This is a genomic window from Kineococcus sp. R86509 (assembly GCF_042466365.1).
Lineage (GTDB): Bacteria > Actinomycetota > Actinomycetes > Actinomycetales > Kineococcaceae > Kineococcus.
This window is the reverse complement of record NZ_JAXHCE010000001.1, coordinates 2421608-2448391: the sequence shown is the minus strand read 5'-3', so window position 1 is coordinate 2448391 and position 26784 is coordinate 2421608. Positions and strand designations below refer to the sequence as shown.

General features: G+C 70.9%; 36 protein-coding genes and 1 pseudogene. 15 read left to right on the top strand and 22 right to left on the bottom strand.

The features are described from left to right. Positions 1-21: 21 nt before the first annotated feature. The 5 genes from SJY07_RS11895 (at position 22) to SJY07_RS11875 (ending at position 3187) form a co-directional block, all read left to right on the top strand. Positions 22-243, top strand: a complete 222-nt coding sequence (locus SJY07_RS11895; protein WP_380159311.1) for a hypothetical protein — start codon at positions 22-24, stop codon at positions 241-243. Positions 244-443: 200 nt separating this feature from the next. Continuing rightward, positions 444-833 carry a VOC family protein gene (locus SJY07_RS11890; protein ID WP_380159309.1) on the top strand — a complete coding sequence of 130 codons (390 nt, stop codon included), beginning with the start codon at positions 444-446 and terminating at the stop codon, positions 831-833. A 193-nt stretch (positions 834-1026) separates the two neighbouring features. Then, positions 1027-1269 carry a hypothetical protein gene (locus SJY07_RS11885; protein ID WP_380159307.1) on the top strand — a complete coding sequence of 81 codons (243 nt, stop codon included), beginning with the start codon at positions 1027-1029 and terminating at the stop codon, positions 1267-1269. Positions 1270-2194: 925 nt separating this feature from the next. Then, the gene (locus tag SJY07_RS11880) at positions 2195-2611 is read left to right on the top strand and encodes a hypothetical protein (RefSeq protein WP_380159305.1); all 417 of its coding nucleotides are present in this window, start codon (positions 2195-2197) and stop codon (positions 2609-2611) included. Between the two features lie 105 nt (positions 2612-2716). Continuing rightward, a complete protein-coding gene (locus SJY07_RS11875) occupies positions 2717-3187 on the top strand; it encodes a hypothetical protein (protein ID WP_380159304.1) in 471 nt (156 codons plus the stop codon). Between the two features lie 109 nt (positions 3188-3296). On the opposite strand, the gene SJY07_RS11870 is transcribed toward SJY07_RS11875, so the two are convergent. The 7 genes from SJY07_RS11870 to SJY07_RS11840 form a co-directional block, all read right to left on the bottom strand. Then, positions 3297-3833 (bottom strand): hypothetical protein, encoded by a 537-nt coding sequence (locus tag SJY07_RS11870; RefSeq protein WP_380159302.1) that lies wholly within the window; start codon positions 3831-3833, stop codon positions 3297-3299. Positions 3834-4152: 319 nt separating this feature from the next. Beyond that, on the bottom strand, positions 4153-4605 hold the full coding sequence (locus tag SJY07_RS11865; protein WP_380159300.1) for a hypothetical protein: 453 nt from the start codon (positions 4603-4605) through the stop codon (positions 4153-4155). 101 nt (positions 4606-4706) lie between these two features. Then, positions 4707-5357, bottom strand: coding sequence for a hypothetical protein (locus SJY07_RS11860; RefSeq protein ID WP_380159298.1), 651 nt, complete (start codon positions 5355-5357; stop codon positions 4707-4709). A 172-nt stretch (positions 5358-5529) separates the two neighbouring features. Next, positions 5530-6093, bottom strand: a complete 564-nt coding sequence (locus SJY07_RS11855; RefSeq protein ID WP_380159296.1) for a hypothetical protein — start codon at positions 6091-6093, stop codon at positions 5530-5532. A gap of 120 nt (positions 6094-6213) precedes the next feature. Next, positions 6214-6564, bottom strand: a complete 351-nt coding sequence (locus SJY07_RS11850) for a type II toxin-antitoxin system PemK/MazF family toxin (protein ID WP_380162282.1) — start codon at positions 6562-6564, stop codon at positions 6214-6216. Next, a complete protein-coding gene (locus SJY07_RS11845) occupies positions 6561-6779 on the bottom strand; it encodes a ribbon-helix-helix domain-containing protein (RefSeq protein ID WP_328294053.1) in 219 nt (72 codons plus the stop codon). Before SJY07_RS11845 ends, SJY07_RS11850 begins: the two co-directional genes overlap by 4 nt. Before the next feature lie 325 nt (positions 6780-7104). Continuing rightward, positions 7105-7413: a hypothetical protein gene (locus SJY07_RS11840; protein WP_328294054.1), complete on the bottom strand. Its 309-nt coding sequence runs from the start codon at positions 7411-7413 to the stop codon at positions 7105-7107. A 220-nt stretch (positions 7414-7633) separates the two neighbouring features. Between SJY07_RS11840 and SJY07_RS11835 the strand changes: the two genes are divergently transcribed. Further along, on the top strand, positions 7634-8005 hold the full coding sequence (locus SJY07_RS11835) for a hypothetical protein (protein ID WP_328294055.1): 372 nt from the start codon (positions 7634-7636) through the stop codon (positions 8003-8005). A 39-nt stretch (positions 8006-8044) separates the two neighbouring features. Further along, positions 8045-9622 (top strand): GGDEF domain-containing protein, encoded by a 1578-nt coding sequence (locus SJY07_RS11830; RefSeq protein WP_380159293.1) that lies wholly within the window; start codon positions 8045-8047, stop codon positions 9620-9622. Between the two features lie 17 nt (positions 9623-9639). On the opposite strand, the gene SJY07_RS11825 is transcribed toward SJY07_RS11830, so the two are convergent. Together SJY07_RS11825 and SJY07_RS11820 are read right to left on the bottom strand one after the other, a co-directional pair. Next, positions 9640-10086 carry an Lrp/AsnC family transcriptional regulator gene (locus SJY07_RS11825; RefSeq protein ID WP_380159291.1) on the bottom strand — a complete coding sequence of 149 codons (447 nt, stop codon included), beginning with the start codon at positions 10084-10086 and terminating at the stop codon, positions 9640-9642. Between the two features lie 3 nt (positions 10087-10089). Continuing rightward, positions 10090-10659 (bottom strand): TetR/AcrR family transcriptional regulator, encoded by a 570-nt coding sequence (locus tag SJY07_RS11820; protein ID WP_328294058.1) that lies wholly within the window; start codon positions 10657-10659, stop codon positions 10090-10092. Between the two features lie 100 nt (positions 10660-10759). Between SJY07_RS11820 and SJY07_RS11815 the strand changes: the two genes are divergently transcribed. Continuing rightward, on the top strand, positions 10760-11587 hold the full coding sequence (locus tag SJY07_RS11815; protein ID WP_380159289.1) for an alpha/beta fold hydrolase: 828 nt from the start codon (positions 10760-10762) through the stop codon (positions 11585-11587). A gap of 14 nt (positions 11588-11601) precedes the next feature. On the opposite strand, the gene SJY07_RS11810 is transcribed toward SJY07_RS11815, so the two are convergent. The 5 genes from SJY07_RS11810 to SJY07_RS11790 all read right to left on the bottom strand — a co-directional run bounded on the left by SJY07_RS11810 (position 11602) and on the right by SJY07_RS11790 (position 14827). Further along, positions 11602-12471 carry a GNAT family N-acetyltransferase gene (locus tag SJY07_RS11810; protein WP_380159287.1) on the bottom strand — a complete coding sequence of 290 codons (870 nt, stop codon included), beginning with the start codon at positions 12469-12471 and terminating at the stop codon, positions 11602-11604. A gap of 4 nt (positions 12472-12475) precedes the next feature. Next, positions 12476-13276, bottom strand: a complete 801-nt coding sequence (locus tag SJY07_RS11805) for a phosphotransferase (protein WP_328294061.1) — start codon at positions 13274-13276, stop codon at positions 12476-12478. Positions 13277-13330: 54 nt separating this feature from the next. Beyond that, positions 13331-14044: an aquaporin Z gene (gene aqpZ / locus SJY07_RS11800; RefSeq protein WP_380162280.1), complete on the bottom strand. Its 714-nt coding sequence runs from the start codon at positions 14042-14044 to the stop codon at positions 13331-13333. 83 nt (positions 14045-14127) lie between these two features. Continuing rightward, a complete protein-coding gene (locus SJY07_RS11795) occupies positions 14128-14361 on the bottom strand; it encodes a hypothetical protein (protein ID WP_380159284.1) in 234 nt (77 codons plus the stop codon). Positions 14362-14410: 49 nt separating this feature from the next. After that, positions 14411-14827, bottom strand: coding sequence for an Asp23/Gls24 family envelope stress response protein (locus SJY07_RS11790; RefSeq protein WP_328294064.1), 417 nt, complete (start codon positions 14825-14827; stop codon positions 14411-14413). Between the two features lie 170 nt (positions 14828-14997). On the opposite strand from SJY07_RS11790, the gene SJY07_RS11785 reads away from it, so the two are divergent. The 3 genes from SJY07_RS11785 to SJY07_RS11775 all read left to right on the top strand — a co-directional run bounded on the left by SJY07_RS11785 (position 14998) and on the right by SJY07_RS11775 (position 16532). Further along, on the top strand, positions 14998-15789 hold the full coding sequence (locus SJY07_RS11785; RefSeq protein WP_328294065.1) for a TetR/AcrR family transcriptional regulator C-terminal domain-containing protein: 792 nt from the start codon (positions 14998-15000) through the stop codon (positions 15787-15789). Between the two features lie 97 nt (positions 15790-15886). Then, positions 15887-16312 (top strand): hypothetical protein, encoded by a 426-nt coding sequence (locus SJY07_RS11780; RefSeq protein ID WP_328294066.1) that lies wholly within the window; start codon positions 15887-15889, stop codon positions 16310-16312. Positions 16313-16373: 61 nt separating this feature from the next. Further along, the gene (locus tag SJY07_RS11775; RefSeq protein WP_380159281.1) at positions 16374-16532 is read left to right on the top strand and encodes a YqaE/Pmp3 family membrane protein; all 159 of its coding nucleotides are present in this window, start codon (positions 16374-16376) and stop codon (positions 16530-16532) included. A 29-nt stretch (positions 16533-16561) separates the two neighbouring features. On the opposite strand, the gene SJY07_RS11770 is transcribed toward SJY07_RS11775, so the two are convergent. Continuing rightward, positions 16562-17230: a GNAT family N-acetyltransferase gene (locus SJY07_RS11770; RefSeq protein WP_380159279.1), complete on the bottom strand. Its 669-nt coding sequence runs from the start codon at positions 17228-17230 to the stop codon at positions 16562-16564. Between the two features lie 93 nt (positions 17231-17323). Here SJY07_RS11770 and SJY07_RS11765 point away from each other — a divergent pair, with 93 nt between their 5' ends. Together SJY07_RS11765 and SJY07_RS11760 are read left to right on the top strand one after the other, a co-directional pair. Further along, positions 17324-17671, top strand: a complete 348-nt coding sequence (locus SJY07_RS11765; RefSeq protein ID WP_328294069.1) for a hypothetical protein — start codon at positions 17324-17326, stop codon at positions 17669-17671. Positions 17672-17709: 38 nt separating this feature from the next. Then, positions 17710-18102 carry a VOC family protein gene (locus SJY07_RS11760; RefSeq protein ID WP_380159276.1) on the top strand — a complete coding sequence of 131 codons (393 nt, stop codon included), beginning with the start codon at positions 17710-17712 and terminating at the stop codon, positions 18100-18102. 80 nt (positions 18103-18182) lie between these two features. Here SJY07_RS11760 and SJY07_RS11755 read toward each other — a convergent pair whose 3' ends face one another. From SJY07_RS11755 to SJY07_RS11730, 6 genes and pseudogenes are all read right to left on the bottom strand, one after another. Then, positions 18183-18710, bottom strand: a complete 528-nt coding sequence (locus tag SJY07_RS11755) for an ATP-binding protein (protein WP_328294071.1) — start codon at positions 18708-18710, stop codon at positions 18183-18185. A gap of 38 nt (positions 18711-18748) precedes the next feature. Next, complete coding sequence (locus SJY07_RS11750; RefSeq protein WP_380159274.1) at positions 18749-18985, bottom strand: hypothetical protein; 237 nt, start codon at positions 18983-18985, stop codon at positions 18749-18751. A gap of 133 nt (positions 18986-19118) precedes the next feature. Then, positions 19119-19367, bottom strand: coding sequence for a nuclear transport factor 2 family protein (locus SJY07_RS11745; protein ID WP_380159272.1), 249 nt, complete (start codon positions 19365-19367; stop codon positions 19119-19121). 157 nt (positions 19368-19524) lie between these two features. Further along, positions 19525-21540 carry an alkaline phosphatase gene (locus tag SJY07_RS11740; RefSeq protein WP_380159270.1) on the bottom strand — a complete coding sequence of 672 codons (2016 nt, stop codon included), beginning with the start codon at positions 21538-21540 and terminating at the stop codon, positions 19525-19527. A 143-nt stretch (positions 21541-21683) separates the two neighbouring features. After that, positions 21684-22686: pseudogene (locus SJY07_RS11735) on the bottom strand (alpha/beta hydrolase). Continuing rightward, positions 22683-23903 carry an MFS transporter gene (locus SJY07_RS11730; protein ID WP_380159268.1) on the bottom strand — a complete coding sequence of 407 codons (1221 nt, stop codon included), beginning with the start codon at positions 23901-23903 and terminating at the stop codon, positions 22683-22685. The pseudogene SJY07_RS11735 and the gene SJY07_RS11730 overlap by 4 nt, the downstream one beginning before the upstream one ends. Positions 23904-23992: 89 nt before the next feature. Here SJY07_RS11730 and SJY07_RS11725 point away from each other — a divergent pair, with 89 nt between their 5' ends. Further along, positions 23993-24556: a TetR/AcrR family transcriptional regulator gene (locus SJY07_RS11725; RefSeq protein ID WP_380159266.1), complete on the top strand. Its 564-nt coding sequence runs from the start codon at positions 23993-23995 to the stop codon at positions 24554-24556. A 6-nt stretch (positions 24557-24562) separates the two neighbouring features. On the opposite strand, the gene SJY07_RS11720 is transcribed toward SJY07_RS11725, so the two are convergent. Then, positions 24563-25018 carry an Lrp/AsnC family transcriptional regulator gene (locus tag SJY07_RS11720; RefSeq protein WP_328294078.1) on the bottom strand — a complete coding sequence of 152 codons (456 nt, stop codon included), beginning with the start codon at positions 25016-25018 and terminating at the stop codon, positions 24563-24565. Between the two features lie 101 nt (positions 25019-25119). Between SJY07_RS11720 and SJY07_RS11715 the strand changes: the two genes are divergently transcribed. Beyond that, on the top strand, positions 25120-26784 hold the full coding sequence (locus SJY07_RS11715; protein ID WP_380159264.1) for an alpha-keto acid decarboxylase family protein: 1665 nt from the start codon (positions 25120-25122) through the stop codon (positions 26782-26784).

Here is a 26784-nt window from a genome sequence, read left to right as displayed (position 1 = left end):
TCCGTACGGCAAGGTGTTCTCGTGGCCCAGCATCGGCGTCAACTCAGCCGGACCGAGGAGGTTTCGCGTCTCGCGCGAGCGATCCTCTTCGCCCTGGTGGTGGCAGTCGGCCTGTGGTTCGCCTTGCGCGAAATCGTGGATGGGAACTACGCCAGCGTCATCACTGCCGTGGCTGCTGGTGCGCTCAGCACCGCCTGGACTTCGTGGCGTCGTGAGAAGCGCTCCTCGAACCCGAAGCAGTAGCTCCCACATCGCGGTCATCCCGCGATCCGCTCGGCCGGCGACACAGTGACCATGCCGATCTCCGGATGGCTCTGGAGCAGCTTCCGCAACGGTCGCCACCTCGTCGAGGAGCGTGGGCCGGCGTCAGGTGCTGGGGCGAGGTGACGACCGAGCTGTCCTGAGAACCGATGACTCTTGCAGCGTCGCGAGGTCTGAGCGCCATGACGATGACAACGACCGTGATCAGCGTTGCGCTGCCGGTGGCGGACCAGGACGCCGCCCTGGCCTTCTACACCGGCGTCCTGGGGTGCGAACTGCGCTACGACGTGGAGGTGTGGCCGGGGGCACGCATGGTGGAGGTGGTCCCGCCGGGCTCGCGCGTGGGTCTGGTCCTGCTGCCACCGGACACCCCGCTGCCGATGGCGCTGCGGTTGGGTACGCGCGACGCCGACGCCGCGTACGAACGGCTGGCAGGCGCGGAGGGTGTGGTGCTTCACAACGCGGAGGTCCTGCGCTGGGACGGCGTGCCGGCGATGTTCCACTTCAGCGACCCCGACGGCAACCAGCTGGTCTACCTCCAGGAGACGCTGATGCCTGACGACGACGCCTGACCACGGCGGAACGCCGGCGATGCCCGGCAGACGGGAACGCCGGCGCGATCAACCGTTTTGCCCTGTTCGTCCTCCAACACCGCCACCGCCGCCGGCAGAAGGTCACACCCAGGACGAGCACCCTCAGTGGTGCCTGCAGAACAAACCCGCAGAAGGGCATGATCAAGACGAGTAGTCGTCACCGAGGAGAGACATGAGCACCTGGCCCGGCACCTACCCACGTCGGTTCGCCGTCGCCGCTGCGCTGTGGGCCGTCGGCGTTTTGGCGGGGTTTCTGGTCATGAAGGTCCTCCACGTGCCCGTCTCCGTGCACGGGTGGACCTCGACAGTGGTTGGTTCCTCGATCTCCGGTCTCATCTTCGTCTTCGGCATGGCGGCTCGGGCGAAACCGGGGCAATCGCTGTGGCGACCGGCGCGGCCTGGCCAGAAGCGCTGACCGCCCCAACGGAAGGAGCGACCACTGCCCGGTGTCGCTCCGGCCTTTCCCGCTTCGGCCTTCGTTCGACTTCGCGCTCATCCCGCGGTGCGCGCGAAGTGCACGGTCATCCCGCGTTGTCCGCGGTCGGCGACGTCGCGGTCATGGCGAGAAGCGGACGTGGTTGCAACCGCGAGAGGCATCCTTACAAGGTGAAACAAGAGCTGAAACCGAGGGACACGCGGCTAATGCTTCTCGCCCTGGTGCCCATCCTGGGGGCGGTCGTCCTGATGCTCTTAACTCACGGCGATCCGAAAGGCTGGCAAACAGTGCTCCTCTGCCTGCTTGCGGTGGTAGCACTAGGAGTGATCTTGATCGACGACTTTCGGCGACGGCCGAAGTAGGACTGGACCGCACCGGTCCTCACCGCGCTTCACGTACATCCGGTCATCCCGCGTTGTGCGCGGTCGACGGTTGCTGGCCACGTCGCGCTCTTGGCGATGACCAGGCGGTTGCCAGGCGTCGGCAGCGTCCGTCTCCGGCAGGAAGATCACGGCATGTCGCGACCTGGTGAGCCTGTGATCGGTGGACCTGGCGTACCCCGCTGGTGGTGGCGATGGACACCGCCTGGTCGTCGCCGCATGGCCCAGCTCTGGAACGAGGTCGCCGTGCAGTGTCGGACATGGGAGGTCGACGGCCTGCCCCAGGACTTCGTCAGCCCGCCAGACGGCTACGCGCGACGGGGTGCTGAAGGCGCCGAGCGGATGGCTCGTGTGTGGACAGGCCCTCTACGACAACAGCTGCTGCGGTAGCCGAGTTTCCGACCTCACGGTCGTCCCGCGTTGTGCGCGCTCTTGCTGGGGGCCGGCGACGTCGCGGTCTTGGCGAGATGCGGACGGTCCAGACCGAGCGGATCCCGCGGAAGGAGCCGGGCTAGGGTCGAAACGTGACCGCCAATGAGGGTCTCGAGCGACCCCACGTCCTGGACTTCGAGCAGCTTCGAGCGGCCCTCAACGGCGCAATCGACCTAACCATCGACCGTTTCGGGCCGAAGGTGGACGTTGCAGCAGTGCCTGAGTACAACGACTACTACTGGCACCTCCCCACCGACACAGCCCACGCCATGGACGACGACCCCGGTCTCTACGTCAACGCTGGACAGAGCAGCGATGACCTGGAAGAGCTGGCTGAAATGCTGTCTCAGCCGCAGGACCAAGTGCTCTGGCACTCAGTGGAGCACCTGGTGGGGCTGCTGAACCTCGTCTCCTTCCTTGCCGACCCCCGACGCAAACGAAGCCGACCCCTTGGTGCCTCTGCACCCAGCTCAGCGCCTCTGCATCGCGCCAACGAAACTGACAGCTGAGCCGAGCCCGGACGACCTCACTGCGATGGCCGACAACTCGCCCGCTCATCCCGCCGAACGGGTGATCTGGCTAGCGGTCTGCCCTCGCGCCGACAAGGTAGCGACATGGACGACGACGCGACCCCAACCGGCGACCACGCCGCACCCCGTCTCCTCATCGACTTCTCGGGACTGCAACGGCTCTACCCCCAGTCCTACCAGGGCCGTTCCCGCGTGTGGCCCCTGATCATGGCTGGACTCGCGACCCTCTTCGCGGTGCCTCGCATCATCTCCGGCGGCTGGTTCGACAAGGTCCTCGGACTCGTAGTCCTCGTCAGCATCGCCATCACCTTGATCATGTACTTCTGGCGCCCGCCCGCAACCGTTCTGGACGAACACGGCCTGCGGGTCCGAAAGGTGCTCTTCGACGGCCCGCTCCTGCCGTGGGATGAGGTGGAGCAGGTACACGTACAGGGACGATGGGAGGACTACAGCACGGTCCTGACCCGCGGCGGCCGGAAGATGTCCCTGATCGGGGTGCCTCGCGAAGCTGCTCAACGTCTGGCCGAGGCGCTGCAGCAGGCCCAGACCTCCTGACCGCTCACCCTGGAGATGACCAGGGCGTCGAACGTTCTACCGGTCATCCCGCGGTGCGCGCGACGTCGCGATCATCATCCGGACCTGGACTACCGATGGCCGGGTGGCCTCATCCCAGATGGGCAGCCGTATGGTCCTCGACCAGCATCTCCACCGACGCCCGCGGCGGACGGGCACTCATCACCGTGACGTTGAAGTCAGCAGCGTCACCGCCGGCACCATCGAAGCGGTACGACCACGCCAACCGGGTCACCCCGCCCTGGTGCTGAACCCCCACAGCGCTCGAGCCCACCACCACTGTCATCGAGTCACCACTGGAGGGGTCGCGGCGGATGTCCACCGACGCCTCCGTCCCGCCAGACCACGGCGCCCCGCACCCAGTCTTCAACCACAGAGACGTTAGCCCCTGGCGCCGGGCCTCCACGAAGGGCGTCTCCGGCACCCACTGCGCGCCGGGCGGAAGGTAGAACACGTACACCGACATGCTCTCCCCGCGACCCAGGTCAGCGCGTGGGATGAGCTCCTGACCGCTCTGACGGGCGAAGTACCGACCGAAGCCGGCCTTGCTCAGGCTGGGCAACGTGGGTGGGACGAAACCCAGCCACTCCCGTGCCGTTTCCTCGGTCACCGGCTCGAAGTGCCTCAACCGGCCCCGCTCTCCCGGCCCGCGGGTGGGACGCCCACGCGGAGGCAGCAGCGACTCAAGGGCAGCAGCAGCGGGTGGGGGTAGCGGCAGCTCGACCAAGGGTTGGGACCAGTCGTGGTCTCCGCTGTCGACGCTCACAGGCCTACCGTGCCAGCCCATGCACCACCATGAAAGGGCACGAACGATCTACCGGTCATCCCGCGTTGTGCGCGCTGCTATTGGCTGCCGGCGACGTCGTGGTCTTGCCGAAGAGCGAGCGGTACTGCGGTCATGGCGCCGTCGACCTGCTCGGCCCAAGCCGCAAACCGCATAGCCGCCCTCAGAACTGACTGGCAACGTGGAACGGGCTGCGATTGGGCCAGACCAAGATCAACCAGCGCTCCTGCGCGGCGTCCTCGGCATCCAACCCATTCACCGCCGCGTGAATCCATACCCGATCGCTGGGCAACTCGATGCCGTCGATGCGCTGCCGCCCCAGCGCCTCGTACCCCGGAGGCCCGTACAACCAGGCCCTGCGGGAGGGGAAGATCGCCGTGATCGGCGGCAGAACGTCTGACCACCCCTCCGGAAAGGGCGCCTTGGAGGAATGCACCTGCACCTCCACCTGCAGGTCAGCGTCTTGGCGACGGGATCTGAAGTAGGCCCCCTCCACCTCGAAGCGCCCTACACCGACGACAGGACGCGGACCAAGCTCGGCGCCGGCCGGATCATGCAGCGCCAGCGCCTTCCACTCACCTGTGGTGACCTGCCCCTGGTAGGTCTGCTTCAGCACCGGTGCACCACCGGCGCAGGCTACTTCCCGCGTGAGGACGGCAGTTGCTCCGAACCCATGCCACACGCAAGGTCATCCCGCCGTTCGGGCGCAGCGATCACCTACGCCAGGGCCAAGATCACCGGCTCGAGCAACCGCTCCATCGCGGCGGCGTCTTCGCGCAGGCGGGTACTGAGCAGGATCTGCTGTTCATCGAGCACCCACCCCACCGACTGCTGCAGCGGCAGCAGACGCAGGTGCAACGTGAAGGGACGCACCGGTCGTCCCAGCCGACGCTCATAGCCGTTGACCAGATGCGTCAGGTGCAGCGGGTCACTGCCACCATGTTGGCCGCGCTGCCGCTCCCTCTCGGTGTGCTTGGGAGCATCGAGCCAACGCCAGAAGTCGGGGTGGTGGAGCTGCGCCAGTGCGCGCATCGTCGGCAAGTCCTGCAGGCCGCGCCACTCCGGTGGTGCCGGGGGTCCGGCTTCCTGTGCTTCTTGTGGGGTCGTCGCGGACACCTGCTGCAGTGCCCGGGTCCACCAGGTCGGCCACTCACGAACGGCCAGGCGCAGGTCGGTCATAGCCTGGGCGCTGCTGTCCCCGCCGCCGGTCGCTACGTGCGTGGGCACGGGTGGGTCCAAGACACTGACGTCGGGCTCGGTGACCACGTACGGCTCCAGACCAGCGGCGTCGCGCACGTACAAGGCCATCGCCAGGTTGTGGTCGATGCCCTCGCGGATCTGCCAGCTCATCGTCCCGGCGAAGTGCATGGCCTCACCCTTGCTGTTGACGACCGCAGCAAGCAAGGGTCGAGCGGATCTCGCGCTTATCCAGCGCTGCGTCCGACGTCACGGTCATCCCGCGTTGTGTGCACTGTCGGGGCGGCCCACGACGTCGCGGCCGTGGCGATGAGCGGGATGCCGACCAAGCAGGGTGCGGACGTCAGCTGGCCGCGGCCAGCGGCTCCCACCGGGCCGCGCCAGCAGCCACGTCGATCACCACCCGACCCAGCGGCTGCGTCGCTGCCTCCACCACGAAGTCCGGCCCACCACGACTGGCATCCTCACCCGGACGCCGGTCCAGGTACGGGGTGAGGGTGAAGACCACCTCACGCGCACCGCCGGGCAACGGGTAGGGCCCGTAGCTGCCCCGGGAGTACGGCTGCCCCGGCTCACTGGTGATGCTGCCGCCGCCGATGCTCCCCGCTTCCTGCACCTCCCGCGGCAGGGGCGGGTCGACCTCGTACTCCACATCGGCCACCGGGCTGACGAACCACTGCCCGGCGTCGGCGTCGTTCTCGTGGACCGCCGGGGCGATCTCGTAGTCCAGCGACACCATCTGCCAGGACCCACCTGCTCGCTCAGGTAGCCGGTTGCCTGCGGCGTCGGGCCAGTGGCCTTCGTTGCGTAGGCCCCGCAGGTGCAGGTGACGACCCGGGACGACCTCCCCGCAGTCCACGTCGAAAGCCACCAGCAGCGTGCCCTGCTCGTTGTCGATGTCGCTCATGTCGTCAGCGTCGCGGGTCACCCCGACCGCGCGCATCAGGGATTCCCCTGAGCGCACCCCGGTATCGAGGTACCCAACCGCACGGTCATCCCGCGATGGGGGTCGTTCTCGTCACCAGCCTCAGAGATCCAGGTGCAGCCGCAAGGCGTCGTCGAGGGCGTCCAACGCCTCGAACGGCAACCGCCCCAGCGCCGGCCCCAGGCGTTCGACCGACACGGCGCGGACCTGCTCCGCTTGAGCCTTGGAGTCGAGGTGCAGTCCGGTGTCCTCTGCCGCGAGGAACACCTGGAAGGGAAACACCTTGGCCGTGTTGCTGGTCACCGGGACCACGGTGACCACTCCTCGCCCCAAACGCTCGGCGACCGCGTTGGCCCGGTCGTTGCTGACCACGACCGCCGGTCGGCGTTTGTTCGCCTCGCTGCCCTGGACCGGGTCGAAATCGACGAGGCGAACTTCTCCGCGGCGCATCAGCGCAGTCCGTCAGTACCGGCGCCTTCCCACACCTCACGGTCCCCGGAGTCGTCCCAGTCCTTCCACGCGGCGGCGTAGTCCTGCTCCAACTGCTGGTGGGTCAGTGCCCGGACGGCCCGCTGGATCGCCGCGGATCGAGACGGCAGACCGGTCGCGCGGACGTGTTCGTCGAGGGCGGCGACGTCGGCTTCGGAGAGGCTGATGCTGAGCTTCACACGGAAATGCTACCCGGGTAGCACCGGTGGTGCCACCCTCCGGACATCCCGCTGGTCGCGCGCCTCCCATGCGACGCCGAGTGACAGCGAGGCGCAGTAAAGGGATGGCGGTACACCTTCCCTGCCGATACGACTGGACGATCCGCGGCCTCAACCTCACCCGGCCGACCCGGCACACCGACCCAGGAACGTGATGAGCGACCTCGAACACGAAGACCTGCAGGGAGGGCGTTTCGCCCGTCCCGTCCGTCGGGGCGACACCGTGGTCGGCGACGTCGTGATCATGGCGATGACCAAGCGATCGCCGAGAAGGTCCTCCGACGCCTCACTCTGCCGGTGCGGTTGTTTCCTCGGCCCGCCGTGCGACCTCCTGCTGCGTGAGTCGCAAGTACGTCTCAGCCCCAGCAGCGAGACCGAGGGAGACGACGGTCAGCTCGAGCACCACGTTCTGCCGGTCCGCACGTTGCTGAGAGCACGCCGGCCAGAGATCAGCGCTGTCGTTGACGTTGCCAGCGAAAGCGGAGGTGCAACCGTAGTTGTGCAGCGGCAGGGGCATGGCGCCGAAGATCAGACCACCTCCCAAGGCGATGGCACTTCCCACCTGCAGAGCTCGGACCATCGCTGCTGTGTGCATGTTCGGACCGTAGCGATACGAGGAGGTGGTGTCAGACGATCATCGGCATCACCCGTCTCGGAACGCACTGTCATCCCGCGAAGTGTGTGCTGTCGGGGCGGCCGCACCTGATGACTCCACAACCGTCACCGAAGTCCTGATGAATCGACTGTCGCCGGAGTTCTGGGACATCACGCCCCCGCTGCGGCAGGATGGCCGCACACGACGAAGGGGTGGTGCGGTGAGGCTGGGGTTCGAGAAGCACCCGGTGACGAACCTCAAGCAGGCGCTGACCGGCTTCGAGCGGTCCGGGTTCACGGTGTTGTGGCACCCGGACCGGGACTCCGCGCTGCTGGCCGCGCCCGGGACGAGCACGGCCGCGGTCCTGCTCGAGGTGCACGACGTCGAGCTGGAACTGGGCGCCGGCGGCGTCTACCTGCTCGACGACGTCGACGCCTTCGAACGCGAGCACCCCGACCGCGACTGGGTCGTGGAACCCTGCGACGGCCCGTTGGGGCGTTACGCCGCGCTGCGGACCAGGGCCGGCCTGCCGCAGCGGTTCCTGACCCTGGACCCCGTCGGCGGGGCGCGGCGCTACTTCCTCGAGGGCTGAAGGCTCAGGGTCGCCGCCGGACACGCCGATGTCCACGACGTGGCGATCCCTGCGGTGCGCGTCACGCCCCTGGTGGACCAGGTGCGTGCGCTCGAGCGCGCCCGCGGGTACGAACTGCTGGCCCAGGGCGAGGCCGCTGCGGCGATCGAGGCCGCGGCCGAGGCCGCGGGGGACCGCGTCGCCGCCGTCCGCGCCGCCCTCGTGCGGGCCGACGTCATCGGCACGACGGGCGACGTGGAGACCGCCGGCCTGATCGTGCAGAGCGCCGTCCGGGTCGCCGAGGAGACCGGCGACGACGAACTCCTCGCCCGCACGCACTTCCTGCGGTTCCAGCTGCACCTGCAGGCGGGAGACGTCGCCGAGTCCCGCTGGCACGCCATCCGTGCCGTCGAGGTCCTCCCCGCGGACGCCCCGGCCTGGTTGCGCGCCGAGCACCTCCTGGCGCTCACCGTCGTCCTCGACCGTGCCGTCGACTCCCACGAGGCCGTCATCGCGGAGGTCCTGGCGATCGCCGCGAGCGAGGACGACCCGGCGCTGGAACTCTTCGCGCTGAACAACACCGCCTGGGAGCACGCCGACGTCGGGCACGTCGACGAGGCCGTCCGGCTGGCCGCACGCATGCGTCGCGTCGCCACCGCCTCGGGGATCCCGCTGCGCATGGCCGACCTCGACACCGTCGCCACGGTCGAGCTGCGGGCGGGGCGGTTCGAGGAGGCCTGGTCGGCCATCACCGAGGCGTTCCAGCCGGGCTGTCCCGACAACGGCGCCGACCACGAACCCATCGCGCGCCTCACGGCGTTCCGGATCCTCATCGGTCTCGAGCGGACCGAGGCGGCGTTCGAGCAGCTCCAGGCCGCCCGCACCCTGGCGACCGAGCGGCACCTCCCGGGGGTGCTCGCCGAGGTCGAGGAGGCGGACGCGACCTACCGCGCCACGACGGGCGACTGGGAGCGGGCCTACCGCGCGCACGTCCGCTTCCACCGGGAGCACGTGCGCCTGCAGGACCGTCAGAACGCCGCGCGAGCCCTGCTCGCCCAGGTGCAGTTCGACGCCTCCACCGCCCGACGCGACCGGGACAGGTTCCGCACCCTCGCGCTCACGGACTCCCTCACGGGTCTGCCCAACCGTCGCGCGGTCGAGGAGCACGTCCGCGAGGTGCTCGACGGGCCCGGCCCCGTCACCGTCGCCATCGTGGACCTCGACCACTTCAAACGCGTCAACGACGAACGTTCCCACGACGCCGGTGACGCCGTCCTGCGTGAGCTGGGGGTCCTGCTGCGGCACTACGTCGACGGTGCCCCGGGGAAGTTCTGCGCGCGCCTCGGTGGTGAGGAGTTCGTCGTCGTGTGGGAAGGGTGGTCCGTCAGCGCCGTCGAACTCTCGGCGGAGACGCTGCGGTCCGGGATCGAGCAGCACGACTGGTCCCCCTCTGCGGCAGGGATTCCCATCACGGTCAGCGTCGGTTTCGCCACGACCGTCGCCGAATCGCTGACGACCTGGTCCGACCTCCTGGCCCGTGCCGACGCCCGCCTCTACGAGGCCAAGCGCGCTGGACGCAACCGGGTCCTCGGCCCGCAGGGTCCACCCGCACCGCACGCTCGGGGCTCCGGTCGCTGAGTCCGGCGCGGGAGGTCTCAGGCCGGTGGCAGGCGACGCCTCGGGAGCGGGCTGGAGTACACGACGTTCGTCGTGATGCCACCGAGCGTCGCCAACCGCCCGGCGATCCGTTCCAGGTCCGGCATGGAGCGGGCGACGACCTTGACGATGAAGCAGTCCGCGCCCGTCACGTGGTGCGCCTCGACGATCTCCGGGGTCGTGTCGATGACGTCGTGGAAGGGTTTGTAGTTGCCGGTCGGGTAGGCCAGCCGCACGAACGCCGTGATCGCGAACCCGAGGGCCTGCGGGTCGACGACCGCGCTGTAGCCCGTGACCACGCCCCCCTCGGTGAGGCGGCGCAGCCGTTCGGCGGTGGCGCTGGCGGAGAGGTTGATCGTCCGGGCCAGGTCGGCGACGGAGATCCGGCCGTCGAGCTGCAGCTGCTCGACGATGCGGTGGTCGGTGGCGTCGAGGTCGAGAGGCACCGCTCAGCGTCCCGTCAGCGCGACGTCGATGAGGGTCTCCGCGGCCGAGCGGGCGTGTGCCGCGGCGACGGGATCGCCGCTGATCGCCGCGGTCGTCTGCGCGCCCTCGGCGAGGAGGGCGAGTTGCGGTGCGAGCAGCTGCGGGGCGCCCAGCTCGTCGACGAGGTCGGCCACGTAGGCCTGGAAGGACGCCTTCTGCGCCCGCACCAGGTCGACGACCTCCGGGGAGACGCCGCCCAGCTCACCGAAGGCGTTGATGAACCCGCAGCCGCGGAAGTCGTTGCCGCGGAACCACTCGTCGAGGAAGTCGTAGACGGCGAGCAGGCGCTCGCGCGGGGTCGTCGCGGTGGCGGCCGCCCCGGCGAGTCCGGCGTCCCAGCTGCCGCTGCGGTGGTGCAGGACGGCGAGGAGGAGGGCGTCCTTCGACGGGAAGGCGGCGTAGATGCGCTTGAGCGGCACCCCGGACTCCGCGCGGACGGCGTCCATCCCGACGGCCTGCACGCCGCTGCGGTTGAACAGCCGGTCGGCGGCCTCCACGATGCGGTCGCGGTCTGCCGCGGTGTCGGTCGTCATCTCGTGCCTCCTGGGGGTTGCGCTGAGAACCGTCGTTCTCTACTGTAGGGCCATCGCTAGAGAACGCTCGTTCTCAACGACTCGACCACGGGAGACGACCATGGGCACCATCACCGCCGGCCAGGAGAACTCGACCTCCATCGAGCTGTACTACGAAGACCACGGCACGGGGCAGCCGGTCGTCCTCATCCACGGCTACCCGCTCGACGGCTCCTCCTGGGAACGTCAGAGCCGCGAACTGCTCGCCGCCGGGTACCGCGTCATCACCTACGACCGCCGCGGTTTCGGCCGGTCCTCCAAGGTGGGCACCGGTTACGACTACGACACCTTCGCGGCCGACCTGAACGCCGTCCTCACGACGCTGGACCTCGACGACGTCATCCTCGTCGGGTTCTCCATGGGCACCGGTGAACTCGCCCGCTACGCCAAGCTCTTCGGCACCGACCGCGTCGCGAAGTTCGCGTTCCTCGCCTCCGTCGAACCCGGCATGCTCGGCCAGGGGGTTCCGCAGTCGGTGTTCGACGACATCGCGGCCTCGGCGAAGAAGGACCGCTTCGCCTGGTTCTCCGACTTCTACGCGAACTTCTACAACCTCGACGAGAACCTCGGGTCGCGCATCTCGCAGCAGGCCGTGGACGCCAGCTGGAACACCGCCGCCGGCAGTGCCCCGGTCGCCGCCTACGCCGTCGTCCCCAGCTGGATCGAGGACTTCACCGCCGACGTCGCCGCGGTGCGCGCCAGCGGGAAGCCTGCCCTCATCGTCCACGGCACCGCGGACCGGATCCTGCCGATCGAGGCCACCGGCCGTCCGTTCCACGCCGCGTTCCCCGAGGCCGACTACCACGAGATCGACGGTGCGCCGCACGGTCTCGGCTGGACCCACGCCGAGGAGCTCAACGCGATCCTGCTTCCCTTCGTCCAGGCCTGAACCCGGCCTGAACCTCAGGGCAGGTCGCGGCCCAGCCAGTGGTGGGCGTACGGGTCGTCGTTGAAGGGCTCGACGTCTGCGTAACCGAGCCGGGCGTACATCGCCCGGGCCTCGACGAGGTCGTCGCGGGTGTCGAGGCGGATCCTCGTCCGTCCGCTCTCCGCGGCGAAACCCTCGAGACGCCGGACGAGCCGGCTGCCGAGACCCCGCCCCCGGGCGGCGGGGGCGATCCAGACCCGGGTGAGTTCCGTGACGTCCGCGTCCACGTGGCGCAGCCCGCCGCAGCCGAGTTCGCGTGGGCCGTCACGGACCACGAACAGCGCACCCGTCGGACCCGTGAGGTCGTGGCTGGGACCTTCCGCCATCGCCCGGCTCACCTCGGCGGGCGTCGCGGGACGCCCGTACCAGCGAGTGACGATGTCCTCGTAGTACGCCGTGAGGACGTCGCCCGCCTCGGCGGGAGGGGTCAGCACGAACTCGACCCGGGGACGCCGGTGCAGCACGACCTGGCGGGTGTCGGAGAACCCTGCGCCTCGGTAGAGCTCGACGAGTTCCGGGTCGCAGAACAGGGTCGTCGTCGCACCGTCCGGGAGTTGTTCGAGCAGGGCCTCGAGGAGTTCCCGGGCGAGACCCCGGCCGCGGAACTCCCGGTCGACGACGACGTCCTCGACGTACGCGCGGAACGCCCCGTCGGAGACCGCCCGGGCGAAACCCACCACGCGCCGGCCGACCCGAGCCGCGACGGCAGGCCCGCGGTCCAGGACGTCCTGCACGGTCGACGGGGTGCGCTCGGGCCACCACCCCTCGGCCGCGAAGAGGGCGAGCACCGCGGAGGGGTCGAGCGGTTCCTCCGCGTGGGTCGCGATGCGCCAGGACGTCGTCACGGGCTCAGTCCACCAGAGCCGCGAGCAGCGGGCGACGGTGACGCAGCACCCAGTCCGCACTGGCGGTGCGCCACGCCATCGCCCACAGCGGCGCCGGATCGGTGCTGGCCGGCGTGACGGCGGCCTCCACGGCCTGGGTGTGGGCGTCCGCGACGATCACCGAGACCACGTGGTCCAGCAGGGCCTCACGGTGTGCGCGGGCCAGGCCGTAGCCGTCGACGAGCAGCCGCAACCGTCGGGCGCGGTCCTCGATCGACCCGAGACCCTGGAGCTCGGCGACCTGGTCGCCCACGAGGTGCGCGTTGAGCCACGCCGCCTGCGCGAGTTCGACCAGGGGATCGACCGGACCCGCTGTCTCCCAGTCGATCAGTGCCACCGGGAGGCCGTCCCTCGCGACGATGTTCCACGGTCCGGTGTCGCAGTGCCCCAGGACGCGGGGAGTCCGCCCGAGGTCCCGGCCGAACCAGGGCTGCCACTCCGCGTCGTGCGGGGGGACGAACGTCGCCGTCGCGTCGTGAAGCCGGCGGAGGAGTTGGCCGACCGCGGCGGTCCCGTCGTCGGACCAGGCGTGCGGGTGCACGAACCCGCCCGGGACGAACTCCACCGCCTCGCGGCCGTCGGCGGCGAAACCGTCACCGACGGGGCGGGGAGAACCCTCGAACCCGACGTCCGCCAGGTGCCGCAGCAGGGCCATGACGGTGCGCGACCAGGGACGGGCCGGGCGCAGGACGACGTCACCCCGCCGGGTGACGGTGCTGCGGCCACCGCCGGTGAGAACGGTCTCGTCGGGCGGGGTGCCGGTCACGGGCCCACCGTGCAGCACGTCCCTGCCGTCGCGCACCCGGTTTCCCCCGCCAGGTCAGTCGCGGTGTCCGGGGGTTCGGAAGAGCCCCGCGTGCAGCGCACCGGCGAGCGCGGCGCCCACCAGCGGGGCGAGGACGAAGAGCCAGAGCTGCTCCAGAGCCGGTCCTCCCGCGAAGAGGGCCGGGCCGAGGGAGCGCGCGGGGTTCACCGAGGTGTTGTCGACCGGGATCGACACCAGGTGGATCAGCGTCAGGGCCAGCCCGATCGCCACGGGGGCGAGGGCCTTCGGTGCGCGGGGTGCGGTGGCGCCGAGGACGACCAGCACGAAGACGGCGGTGAGGACGACCTCGACCACGAGGGCCGCGAGCAGGGAGTACCCGGCCGGTGAACGCTCGCCGTAGCCGTTGGTGGCGAACCCCGAGGTCGCCGCGTCGAAACCGGGACGTCCGGAGGCGACGGTGAACAGGACCGCCGCCCCGGCGACGGCGCCGACGACCTGGGCCAGCGCGTACCCCGGGAGGTCGCGCCACGGCAGGCGTCCCGCCACGGCGAGGCCGAGGCTGACGGCGGGGTTGAAGTGCCCACCGGACACCCCTCCGAACGTGGCGGCCATGGCGAGCACGGTCAGCCCGAAGGCCACGGCGACCCCCAGGTAGCCGATGCCCACCGCGGTTCCGTCCGTGGTCGTCGTCGCGGCGGCGAGCACGGCGGCCCCGCAGCCGCCGAGGACGAGCACGAACGTCCCGATCGCCTCGGCGGCGAGCTTCACCGCGGTCCGTGGTTCGGTCACCGCGTCGGTGGAGTCACCTTCGCGGGGGGTGGTCACGCCGTCGTCGTGACGGCTCGGCGCGCTCACCGTCGGCCCCGCAGCAGACCCCGACGGCGTGCGGACGTGCCGGTGTCCGCGTCACGGCGGTCGCGCTCGACGGTGTCGGCGGCCCGGGTGAGCCCGCGGGTGACGGTCGTGGCGCCACCGCGTCGCGCCTCGAGGCGGCGGGCGAGGCGCCGGGCCCCGGAAGCCACGAGGGGGATGGCGACGGTGGTGAGCAGCCACCGCCGCAGGACGGTGTTGATCAGGAAGGGCACGGGTTTCTCCTCGGTGTGGTGGTGCGGCGCCGGGGTGGCGGGACGGTCCTCAACGGACCCGCTCGGCGGGGTCCTCGCCCTCGACGGGCAGGTGCAGGTCCTGGACGGTGACGTTGACCTCGGTGACCGTCAGGTCGGTCATCCGCCGGACGGCGGCGGCCACCTCGCGGCGCACCCCGGCGGCGACGTCGACGACGTCGCTGCCGTACTCCGCGACGAGGACGACGTCGACCACGGCCTGCGTCTCGCCGACCGTCGCGTGGACACCCGTCGCCAGGTCCGGCCGACTGCGGGGGGTGCGCTCGCGCACGACGGCGACGGCGCGGGCCGCGCTGCCGCCCAGGGCGAACACCCCCGGCACCTCGCGGGCGGCGATGCCGGCGATGGTGGCGACCACGTCGTCGGCCATCGTGGTGCTCCCCTCCGGGGTCGCGGCCCAACTGGTGGTGGTGGTGTCCTGCGGCACGGGACCGTCTCCTCGGCGTCGTCGGTCCGGCCGGGACGGCCGGGTCAGGAAGAGACTTACACCGTAAGTTCGACGAGCGCCAGCCTGGGTGGGACCCCTGTGGCACCCGTCCGGGCCGCTGCGGGACCCGGCGGAAGGCGCAGCGGGAGCAGCGGTGCCAGGATCGGGACGTGGCGGCAACCCCTGACGACGGTGGGCCCACCGAGGCCCGGCGCAGCGACGAACCCGACCCGGGTCACCTGCCCGACGTGGACGAGCTGGTGGTCGACGGGCAGGAACGACCTTCCGACCGGGTCCCGCTCAGTCGTGAGCGCATCCTGTCCACGGCCCTGCGCTCCATCGACGAGGAGGGCCTGGCCGCGCTGACGATGCGACGCCTCGGGGCGCGGCTCGGAGTCGAGGCGATGTCCCTCTACCGCTACGTCCCGGGCCGCGAGGCCCTCCTCGACGGGGTCGTCGACGCGCTGGTCGGCGAGCTCGACCACGACGCGGACGTCCTGCGGTCCCCCGAGCACGGGTGGCAGGACTTCCTGCAGCGGATGGCCCACGGTGTCCGGCGCATGGCCATCGCCCACCCCAAGGCCTTCCCCCTCATCGCCTCGACGCCCCCCGAGGCGCCGTGGCTGCGTCCGCCGCTGCGCAGCATCAGCTGGGTGGAGACGTTTCTCTCCGGGCTGGTGCAGCAGGGGTTCTCCGACCAGGAGGCCGTGGCGGCCTACCGGGCGTTCACCAGCTTCCTGCTGGGGAACCTGCTCCTGGAGGTGGCCCAGCGGGGTGGTGCGGTCGGACCCCTGGACCTGGTGGACGAGGAGGAACCCGTCGGGGGCCTCGACGACGCGCCCATCGTGCGGCGCCTGGCCCGGAGGCTGGGGGAGGACCGGGCGTTGCAGGAGTTCGAGGAGTCGCTGGAGAGCCTCATCGACCGGATCTCCGCCCAGGTGCTCGGCGGCAGCGGCGCCTGAGCGTCCCGAGTGGCCCTCTCCCGGACTTACGGTGTAAGACTGCGGGACGTGGCCGCCGGAGAGGGCGCCACGCCCTCTGTGAGGACCGAGGCCCCCGATGTCGCGCACACTCCGCTACCGCCGTTCCGCTCGACACTTCTCGCGCCGGTTCCCGACCCGCGTGGTCGCGGTGGCGGTCGGGACGGGGTTGCTGCTCCTCAACGCCCTGCTGGTGCTCGGCCCCGTTCTCGGCCTCGCCGGTGCCGTCGCGCCCGCGAACTCCCTCCTCGACGTCCACACCGCGAGCGTCGCGGTCGTCGTCGTCCTGGGGTTCCTCGCGGCCGGCCTCTGCCTGCTGGGGGCCTACGTCGCGCGTCGGCGGGTGCTCACCTGGAGCCTGGTCGTGCTCGCCTGGGCGATCTCGCTGCTGGCGTGCCTCTGGCCCGTCATCGCCGGCGCCGAAGCGACGGTCCACCGGGTCCAGGACGTCCTCCCGTGGGTCGACGCCCTCCTGCACAGCGTCTCCGGCGTCCGCTCCGCGTGACGTCCAGGCGATTCCCTGACGGAGCCCAGGCCGCACCCGGGAAACTCCGAGAAAGTCGAACATGCGCATCGTACTGATCGTTCTCTGCTTCTTCTTCCCCTTCCTCGCCGTCCTCCTCAAGGACGGGTTCAGCCGGAAGGTGGTCATCGCCTTCCTGCTGCAGCTCCTCGGCCACGTCCCCGGCGTCGTCTACGGCCTCGTCGTCGTCACCCGCGACTGACCCCCCTGCCGCACGGGAGACGCCTGCGCCTACCAGCGCAGTCCGAGCTGTTCCCCCAGCACGTCGTAGCCCAGGCTCCGCGCCACCCGGAGGGAGTCCGCCGGGCGGGCGCGCCACTGGCACAGCAGCCCGGCGGACTGCGCGTGCGCGCTCGCGCGGGCGGCGACGGTGCGGGCCAGGTGGCGCCCTCGCGCGTCGGCCCGGACGAGGACGCAGAGGTGGGCGACGTCGTTCGGCCAGAGTTCGTACCCCGCCGCGGCGAGGGTCTCGCCGTCCTCGACGACCAGGAACGAGGGAGAGTCGATCCCGGTCATCCCGCTCTCGCCCACGTCGTCGGCGGAACAGCTGCGCAGCAGGTCCTGCAGGGCATCGCCCCGGTCGGCGGGGTGGAGTTCCCCGGGCGCGATCGGGAGAGGTGCGTCGCGGGCCAGGTACGCCAGCCGTGCCGGTCCGAGCACGGCGGGAGGGGCCGGTCGGTCTCGGTGCAGGTGGTCGTCGAGAACCAGGGCCCGCTCGGCGTCGGGGGCGGTGGCCAGGACCCGGCCGGCGATCGTCACGATCCCGCACCAGCCGACGGGGAAGACCGCCGAACCCGGTGCGACCAGAGCGCGCGCCTCCTCGACCGGGGCGAAGCGTGCCCCCGGACCGGCGAGGTGTTCCCAGTGGCGGCGCACGACGTCGACCAGGGCTGAGTCCACCGGACCATCCTGCCCGCGACGTCGCGGCCGACCACGTCGACCAGGTCTCCCGGTCGGTTCAAGACCGGAGCGGAACCTGCCGATCCGGCAGACGTGGCGGACACCGGGTGCGGTCAGTGCGGCCGCGCCCTGGCCCCCACGGACCAGTGGTGCGGGCTCTGCTTCGCGCCCGCACCCGACGCCCGGTTCACGGCCCCCCTGCAGACCCACCGCACCGACGACCCACCGCCGCTCGAGCAGCCCGCCTTCAGGCAGTCGCGCTGGGCCGGGTCCTCGGTGACCTTCGGTCCGGTCGGTCGGATCGTCCTCACGCTCGTGCTCGTCGCGATCACCGCGCTCCTCCTCTGGTCGGGCAGCCTCGTCGGCCTCGCGGCCTGGCTCGTCGTGGCCGTGCCCTGGGCGCTGCGCGACATCTGGCGCACGGTCCGCGTCCGTCGCTGAGGGGTGACACGCCCGTTCCCCGACGGCAGGCTGTGCGGGTGAACACCTCCACGACGCAGAGCGGTCGCCCGCGGTTGTCGGCGGTCGTGCTCGATTCCCCCGAACCCCCGGAACTCGCGACCTTCTACCGGCACCTGCTGGGGATGGAACCCGAGCAGTGGTCGCCGGACTGGATCGTGCTGCGCGACCCCGACGGCGGGGTCGGGATCTCGTTCCAGCGCGAGGCGGCCTACGTGCCGCCGCGGTGGCCGCAGAGCCCCGGAGAGCAGCAGGTGCAGGACCACCTCGACATCGCCGTCGACGACCTCGCCGCGGGCGTCGCGCACGCTGTCGCCGCAGGTGCGGAACTCTTCGAGTTCCAGCCGCAGGACACCGTCCGGGTGATGCGCGACCCGCACGGCCACGTCTTCTGCCTGTACCTCCCCGAGTGAGCGGGGCCAGCTGCGGGAGCGTACCGACGTCGTCGTCGCGGGGACGCCGGTGATCCCGTTGCGGCCCCACGAGGTCGCGGTCAGCGTCCCCGGTCGGGTAGGGACGGCCACCGGTCCGCCGCCCACGCCGACCACGTGAGGAACCCGGCGGGCGGCCCGTTCGTGCTCGTGGCGAGTTCCTCCGCCGTCGGCACCTCGAACAGCGTGCGCCAGTGGTCGAGTTCCCCGCGGGTCATCGTGAACGTGTCACCGGGGGCCTCGAGCTGGCGCCTGCTCACCCGCTCCCACTGAGTCGTGGGATCGACGTCCAGGAACTCCACCACGCACTCCGCGCCCACGGCGGCGAACAGGTGGCGCAGGGCGTCACGTTCCGCGCGGGACCAGAACCCGAAGTCGAGGACCACGTCGACCCCGAGTTCTGCGGCCCGCAGCCCCGCCCAGATCAGCCGACCCTCGAGGGTGTCGCGTTGACGGGTCCCGTTCTCGCCGGCGAACAACGGCAGCATCCACTCGTCGAGGCTGAAGCGCAGTGCCCCCTCCGCCTCGAGCTGACGGGCGCGGGTCGTCTTCCCGCTGCCGGGCAACCCGACCATGAGGACGACGACCACTCCCCGGGCGGCCGCGACACTGCCTTCCCCACCCGGCGTCAGCAGGAACCGCCGTCCCCGCCGCCGGCGGAGCCGCCGCCGTCGAAGGAGCCGCCGCAGTCCCCGGACGAGGACCCGCCGTCCCAGGAACCCGACGAGCCACCGCCGTCGCTCCCGCCCGGGAACGAGTGGTGGGAGGACCCGCCCGACCGGCCGGTACCGGTCAGCGAGCGCCAGAGGGAGATGCCGGCCAGGACGACGAAGCAGACGACGAACAGGACCACCAGACCGGTCACGCTGCACCACCTCTCTGCGGAGCGGGGTCGCTCACGCCGCTTGGAGGTGGGCCGACGCCGATCGGTTCCGTGGGCGACCGGTGCTCCTGCGTCCTGGTCGGGCTCACCCCGCCGCCTGGGAACCGGTCCTCGGTCAGGATGTCGTGAGCATGGTCCAGACCTTGGTGATCAGGTCGTCCGCCACGAGGACGACGTCCACTCCGCGCACCACCGGGGCCTCGCCCTCGGGCCCGAACTGCCACGTGAGGTAGCCCAGGTCCTGCACGACCTGCACCTCGCCGCCGGGACCGAAGACGAAGGACGGCGATTCGTCGAGCGGTCGCTGCGCCTCGTCGTTCAGCGCCCGGTGACCCACCACCGACTCCTCCGGGTCGGCGAACACGACGTTCGGGGCGTCGACGCGGACGACGCTCGCTCAGCGCCGCTCGGGGTCCACGATGCGCTGGACCGCGGTGTCCACGCACCCGCCGGGCGACGGAGCCGGAACGCCGAACGCCCCCCGCCGCTGGGTGCGGCAGGGGGCGTTCGTCAGGGAGGTGTCAGCTCACGCGGGCGGTCTCGGCGGCTGCGACCTCGGTCTCGGCGACCTTGGCGCTGGTGGACTTCAGCGAGTAGGTCGGGATCTCCAGCCCCAGGGCCGCGCAGACGTTGTGGAAGACCTCGGTGTTGTCGAGGAGCTTCGAGAACCGCTGCGCACCGGGGCCCGAGGCGCCGATGAAGACGTCCTCGACGGTGTGGACGCAGTTCGTGTCCTCCATCGGCAGGTTGCCGATCTGGACGACGGCGCCCGGGTCGCGGGCCGGGTTCGGGAACGCGAGGCCGGTGGCTGCGTCCTCCAGCGCCGGCTGGGCCAGGACGGCGTTGTGCGCGAAGTCGTCCGGGTGGTCGGGGTGGTTGGACCAGCCGAAGAACAACTGCACGTCGGGGTTCGGGTCGTCGGGGAAGCCGTCACCGTTGGAGTCGACGTAGGTGGGGAACCCGGCGTCGGCGTAGACGCCGTTCTGCTGGCGCGCGGGCGACCCCTCCTTGGAGAGGGTGTGCGTGCCGGCGATGCTCATGGCGTGGTTGTGGTCGGCGGTCACGACGATCAGGGTGTCGTCGCGGTCCTTCGCCCACTCCTTGGCGATGCCGACGGCCTGGTCGAGCTCGATCGCGTCGTACACGGCGCGGGGGCCGTCGAGCGGGTGCTCGGACTTGTCGATCGAGGCGCCCTCGACCATCAAGAAGAAGCCCTTGTCGTTCTTCTCGAGGACCTTCAGCGCGGCCTTGGTCATCTCGACCAGCCCGGGCTGGTCGTCGAACTCACCGAGGACAGCGGGGTTCGGGGTGACCTGGCGGTCGATGTAGACGTTCAGGTTGCCGGTGTGGAAGGAACCCAGCAGCTTGTCCGGGGTGCCGGCGGCCATCACCGCGGAGAGTTCGGTGCGGGTCGCCGCGTAGGCGAAGCCCTTGTCCTTGAACTCCTCGACGAGGTTGCGCTCGTCGGTGCGCTTGGAACCCTTCACCGACATGGGCAGGAACGTCGCGCGGCCGCCACCCATGTACACGTCGGGCATCTGACCGGGCTCGAGGGCCTGGTCCATGATGCTCGCGTACTCGGAACGGCGACGGGTGTGCGCGAAGACCGCGGCGGGAGTGGCGTCCTGGACCTCGGCGGTGGTGACGATGCCGATCGACATGTCCCGCGACCGCTTGAGGACCTCGGCCATGGTCTCGACGTGCGGGCTGGCGGTCGGGTCCTCGGAGTTGCCCGGGTAGACGCCCATGGCGTTGACGGCCGACTTGTGGCCGGTCATGTACGCGGACATCGAGTTCGCGGAGTCGGTCGCGATCGAGTCGCAGCCGGAGGTGGTGACGTTCCCGCGGAAGTCGAGGGTGTCCATCTCCAGGAGGGAGTCGTACTTGCCCTCGGTGATGCCCTTGGACAGGATCCGGGCGCCGGTGATGGCGGCCTGGCCCATGCCGTCACCGAGGAAGAAGATGACGTTCTTCGCGGTCTTGGCGTCGGTCTTCGACAGCACGACCTCGTGCTTCACCTCCTGCGAGGCGGAACCGGCGGAGGAGGTGACGGCCGCGGCGATCGTGTAGCGGCCGGCGGCCGGGTAGACCAGGTCCTTGAACGTGACCTCGACGGAGTCCGGGGCGGAACTCGTGCGCAGCGGCGCGGGGGCGAGCAGCGGCGCGGGGCCGCTGCCGTCGCTGACCTTGATGACGATCTTCGTGGTCTCGGGGTCGACCCCGGTGGCCTCGATGCGCAGGTCGAACTTCGCGCCGACCTGGAACTTCGCGCGGTCGATCGGGAGGACCTTGACGGCGCTGCCGGTGCCCGAGCTGAGTGCGATGCGGCGGAACGTGGTGGTGTAGTGCGCGTCCTTGACGTTCAGCTGCGCGGGCACGTAGGCGGGGGCGGCGGACGCGGCGGACGCGTCGACGAGGCCCTTGCCGAAGACGACGGCGGTGGCGAGGCCGCCCGTGCCGAGCAGGCCTCGACGGGTGAAGAATCCGCGACGGTCCTGCGAACCGTCGTCGTTCGTGCTGGACTGGGTGTCGGACACCGGGTACCTCTCACTCGATCTCCCGGCGCGAACCGCCGGCTCCAAGGGCAGGCACAACCTGACAGTGCCTTTCGAACTCGCAGGAAACTCCAGACGAACAGCCGGTGCACAGCGTCGTGACCCTGGGAACCCGGCCGACGAGGTCAGAGATCCTTCGCCCGGAGCCGGTTCCGGATCGCCGCCACGAGTTCGCCCTCGCGTTCGACCGGCAGCCGGTGCCCGCCGGGAACCTGCGTCACGGTCAGGTCGCTGCAGGCCGCGCGCATCGGGTCTCCCTGACGGTTCCCGTTCGTGCTGCAGATCACGTCCCACTCGCCGTTCACGAACAGCACCGGCAGGGTGAGTCGTCCGCCGGCGGGAGCTCGCCGCGCGTACTCGAGGTTGGTGTCGTCGTTCACGTACCACGCGCAGGATGCTCGGAACCCGTTCGTGCGGAACTCCTCAACCAGCTGGTCGACGTCGTCCGGTGGCCAGAGCGTCGGATCCGGCGGTGTGGCCGGAGCGCGGTGGGTGTCGCCGAACCTCCCGCCGCGACGCGTGACCGTCGCGCTGGGTGAGACCTTGTCGACCCCGACGGGGTCACCCGCCCGGAAGATGGACGCCAGTGACGCCGCCGGATCCGCGTCGAGGTCGGCGACCGCCGCCTCGAACCGCGTCGTGCAGTAGTGGTAGTAGTTCCACTGGCCGTCGGGGTACTGCTCGACCGGGTAGATCGACCGGTCGACGAGCGGAACGAGCGTGGCCGACGTGAACGCCTGCGGGAAGTGGGCCAGGGACGTCAGGACGACGCCTCGGCTGCGTCGGGGTTCGTGCGCGGCCAGGGCACCGGCGACGGCGCTGCCCCAGTCGTGACCGATCCAGATCGCGGGTTCGCCCCGAGGTGGTCGTGCAGTTCCACCAGGTCGGGCACGACCTCCTCGGTCGTGCAAGTGTCCACCGCGGGGATCGAGGACCGGCCGAAACCACGAAGATCGGGTGCGATGCAGTACCATCCGTCGGCAGCGAAGGAATCCAGCTGCGCTCGCCACACCAGGCCGGAGCCCGGCCAGCCGTGCAGGAACACCATGAGTGGCCCGTCGGTGGGCCCGTGGTCCAGGTAGTGCGTCGTGTGCCGGGGGTGCTGTGAGTCCGGGACGTCTGTCTCACGGTCGGTTGCTCGCCTGGCGTTCGGCGGCTTCCTCGGTGGTGGTGCGCCGCGTCCGGACGAAGGCGGTGACGCCTGCGACCGCGACGAGGGCGACGTCGAACACCCCGTAGGCGACCACCGTGGGTTCGAGTCCGAACCGGGCGACGGCGAGCCCGGCCGCGAGGGCCGGGACGCTGAACGCGAGGTAGCTGACGATGTACATCGTCGCGAACACCTGTCCGCGGTGGGCGGGCGGTGCCGCCTTCCCGAGCGCGTCCACGGCGAACCGGAACGTGGCGCCGAAGCCGAGTCCCGCGATGACCGATCCCGTCACGTAGAGCGGCAGGGAACTCGACGACATCGCCTCGATCGTCGTCAGGACGCCGAGGGCGAGCGTGCCCAGGCCGAAACCCTGACGCGCTCGCGGGGGCAGCAGGGCCGAGAGGGCGGTCCCGCACGTTCCGGCGGTGAAGAACACCGCGAGCACGAGGCCCACGACGAAGTGGCTGCGCACACCGAGGACGGAACCGATCACCGAGGATCCGAGCGAGAGGTACAACCCGCCGAGGGCCCACGTCGCGGCGATGGAGGGGAGCAGGCCGAAGAAGACCGGCCGGGTCGTCGCGGGGACCCCGGCGCTGGGGAGCAGTGAGCGCCAGAGCGGCTCCGGCGACGTCGTGGTCCGGGCGCGCTCGGGAACCCACCACACGAGTGCGGCCAGCAGCAGGTAGACGACGGCGAGGACCCAGAACACGAGTTCGCGGGGGTGCGGCGCGAACTCGACGAGAGCTCCGGCGAGGGCGGCGCCGAGCGCGATCCCGAAGGTGGGGACGGCGCTGCTGACGATCGAACCGGTGCGGGGACCCGGCGCGGAATCCATGACGAGTGCCGTCGTCGTGCCGGTGGCCGCGCCGACGGCGAGACCCTGCACGATCCGTGCGGCCACCAGTCCGCCCGGACCGTCGGCGACCGTGAACAGGAACATGCCGACCGCGAGCAGGACGAGCGCCGTGGAGGCCACCGGCCGGCGACCCACCCGGTCGGAGAGCGAACCGACGGTCAGCAACGAGACCAGCAGCGCGAAGACGTAGACGGCGAAGACGGTCGTCAGGGTGAACGCCGAGAGTCCCCAGAGACGTTGGTAGACGGGGTACAGCGGGGACGGCGCCGAGGCAGCCGTCAGGGTCGCGGCGCCGGCGGCACCGGCGACGACGAACGAGACAGGACGGCTGAACACGAGGCCTCCATCGCAAAGCAAAGATCGTTGTTTTAGTGACCGTAGCCCCCGGCCCGACGCAAAGCAAACTTCTCTGCTACAACGGGGACGTGTCCAGTCAGACAGCTCTGAGTCGCCCCGGTGGTCGCAACGCCCGCGTGCTGGCCGCGATCTACGCGGCGGTCGGGGAACTCGTGGGCGAGGGCGCCGAGAAGGTCACCTTTCCCGTCATCGCCGAACGGGCCGGGGTCAACCCGACGACGCTGTACCGGCGCTGGGACGACGTCGGCGCGCTCCTCGAAGAGGTCGCGGTCGCCGCACTGACGCGCGAGGGCGAGTCGACGCCCGACACCGGAACCCTCGAGGGCGACCTCATGGAGTGGGCGATCGTCATCGCCGACGACATCACCCGGCCCCACCGCGCCCGCTACCTGCGGGCGATGGTGGCCTCCCGTCAGGACGTCGTCGTGGACTGCCCGGTCACCGACCGGCGGCGCGAGCAGGCCGCGGAGGTCGTGCGCCGCGCCGTGGAGCGGGGCGAGACGGCACCGACGGTGGCCCAGGTCCTGGACCACGTCATCGCGCCGCTCTACTACCGCGTCGTCTTCGCGCTGGAGGTCGACCACGAGTACGCCCGGCGCGTGGTCCGCGACGTCCTGGCGATGGTGCCCTGAGCGCCCTCAGCCCAGCAGGTGGTCCATCCGGAACCCCAGCAGTTCCCGCAGCACGATCGAGGTCGAGGTCCGGCGGATCCCGCGGCAGCGCATGATGCGCTGGGTGATGTCGTAGACGTGGTCCGCGTCGCGCGCGGCGATCTGGATCATCAGGTCGGAGTCGCCCGAGATCCCGAGGCACTCGACGACCTCGGGGATGCCGGACATGTCCTCGACCATCCCCTCGAACTCGTCCTGGTCGACACCCGCTGTGACCAGCGCCCGCATCGGCAACCCCAGTCGCGCGGGGTCCAGCCGGGTGGAGTTGCGCCGCAGGCTGCCGTCCGCCGCGAGCCGCTCGAGCCGGCTGTGCACGGTGCCCCGCGCGAGGCCGAGGGTCATGGCGAGCTGGGCCACGGTGGCGCGGGGATCGGTGTCGAGGGCGACGAGGATGCGTCGGTCCGTGTCGTCCAGGGTGGTCACGTCGACCAGTCTAGGGGGAGGTAGCCGCCCGGGACTGGTCGGAACGACCAGTGGCGCGGGAGTCGGTTGCACGATCCGCCCGGTTGGCATGTCATGCGGACATGACCACGACGATCAGCGTGGGCGGCTACCTCGCCCGCCGGCTCGAGCAGCTCGGCATCGGACACCTCTTCGGGCTGCCCGGTGACTTCAACCTCGCCCTGCTCGACGAACTGCTGGCCGCGGGCGGGTTGCGCTGGGTCGGGTCGGCCAACGAGCTGAACGCCGGCTACACCGCCGACGGTTACGCACGGTTGCGACGCGGGCCGTCGGCGATGGTCACGACGTTCGGGGTCGGTGAGCTGTCCGCCGTCAACGCCCTCGCCGGGAGCTACGCCGAGGACGTCCCCGTCGTGCACGTCGTGGGCCTGCCCCCGACGAGGGCGATGAGTGACGGTGCGCTGCTGCACCACTCCCTCGCGGACGGGGACTTCGGGCACTTCGTGCGCATCGCCGCGGAGGTGACGGCGTCCGCCGTCGTCGTGCGCTCGCAGGGGGCGGCCACCGCCATCGACCAGGCCCTGCTCACCGCGGTCGGCACCTCCAAACCCGTCTACCTCGGGATCCCCGCCGACGTCGCCGTGCAGCAGGTCTCGGCCGCTCCGCTGTCGCGGCCGTTGCGGGTGCTGCGCAGCGACGCCGGGGCGGTCGAGGAGTTCCGCGCCGCGATCGGCGAGTTCCTCGGGGACTCCCCGGAGGCGACCGTGCTGGCGGGACCGCGGTTGCACCGCCGTCGCCTCGAGGAGCTGGTCCGGGGGATCGCCGCGCAGAACGGGGTCCGGGTCGCGACGCAGTCGGCGTCGAAGGCGCTGCTCGACGAGTCCCACCCCGCGAACCTCGGGGTCTACGCCGGGAAGTTCACCCGGTCCGCCGACACCCGCCGCTTCGTCGACACGGCGCACCCGCTGGTCCTCGCCGGGGTGGTGATGACGGACTTCCTCACCGGCTCCTTCAGCCACGGCTTCGACCCCGACGCGGCGGTCGACCTGCAGCTCGACCACGCCCGCATCGCCGGGACGGCGTTCTACGGGGTGTACCTCGAGGAGTCGCTGCGCATCCTCGAGGAGGTGCTCGACGCGCGGTCGCCGCGCCCGGAGCCCCTTCCCCGACAGCAGGTTCCGGTGCTCGAGCCGCACGTCCCCGCCGAACCCGACGGGCCGCTGACCCACGCCGACCTGTGGCCCCTGCTGCAGCAGTGGCTGAACCCGGGGACGCTGCTCGTCGCCGAGGCGGGGACGTCGTTCTACGGGGCGCTGGAGCTCACGACCCCCGACAGCTGCGACCTGCTGGGGCAGCCGGTCTGGTCCTCCATCGGGTACACGCTGCCCGCAACCCTCGGCGCGATGCTCGCCCAGCCGGGACGCGAGACCGTCCTGGTCATCGGTGACGGTTCGGCGCAGCTGACGATCCAGGAACTCGGCCGGATCCTCGCCGAGGGGCTCACCCCCACGATCCTGCTCGTCAACAACTCCGGGTACACCGTCGAACGGGCGATCCGCAGCCCCGAGGCCGCCTACCAGGAGGTCGTCGCGTGGGACTGGACCAGGCTGCCCGCCGCGCTGGGCTCGCCGGGAACCCCGACGCACCGGGTCGCCACCCCCGCCGACCTCGTGGAGACGCTCGACGAGGTCCGCGCCGATCCCGACCACGCGGCGTTCGTCGAGCTGGTCCTGCCGCGCGACGACGCCCCGGACTCCCTCGTCCAGCTGGCTCGGAGCATCCGCTGA